Annotated in this window: 1 protein-coding gene; it reads left to right on the top strand. The window is 54.5% G+C overall.

Annotation, left to right across the window (positions count from 1 at the left end):
• The coding region (locus AS151_RS20345) for a tetratricopeptide repeat-containing protein (RefSeq protein WP_139240844.1) at positions 1 to 815 on the top strand (815 nt) is incomplete at both ends.

Raw genomic sequence — 815 nt, forward strand, 5'->3', positions numbered from 1 at the left:
TCGCTACGACGAAGCGGAACCCCTCTACCGCCAAGCTCTAGAGATGAGAAAACGCCTACTGGGCGAGCAACACCCTGATGTCGCTACCAGCCTCAACAATCTGGCAGGTTTGTACCGAAGCCAAGGTCGCTACGAGGAAGCAGAACCCCTCTACCGCCAAGTTCTAGAGATGAGAAAACGCCTACTGGGCGAACAACATCCCTCAGTCGCCACCAGCCTCAACAATCTGGCAGGTTTGTACGAAAGTCAAGGTCGCTACGACCAAGCGGAACCGCTTTTGCGCCAAGCTCTAGAGATGAGAAAACGCCTACTGGGCGAGCAACACCCTGATGTCGCACAAAGCCTCAACAATCTGGCAGGTTTGTACCAAAGTCAAGGTCGCTACGACGAAGCGGAACCCCTCATCCAAGAAGCTCTAGAGATGTACAAACGCCTACACGGCGAGCAACACCCCTCAGTCGCCACCAGCCTCAGCAGTTTGGCACTTTTGTACCAAAGTCAAGGTCGCTACGACGAAGCAGAACCCCTCTACCAAGAAGCTCTGGAGATGACAAAACGCCTACACGGCGAGCAACACCCTGATGTCGCCACCAGCCTCAACAATCTGGCACTTTTGTACCAAAGTCAAGGTCGCTACGAGGAAGCGGAACCTCTCTACCGCCAAGCTCTGGAGATGAGAAAACGCCTACACGGCGAGCAACACCCCTCAGTCGCCACCAGCCTCAGCAGTTTGGCACTTTTGTACAAAGACCAAGGCAGGTACGAGGAAGCGGAACCCCTCTACCGCCAAGCTCTAGAGATGAGAAAACGCCTAT

Source organism: Geitlerinema sp. PCC 9228, assembly GCF_001870905.1.
In the GTDB taxonomy this organism is placed as follows: Bacteria; Cyanobacteriota; Cyanobacteriia; order Cyanobacteriales; family PCC-9228; genus PCC-9228.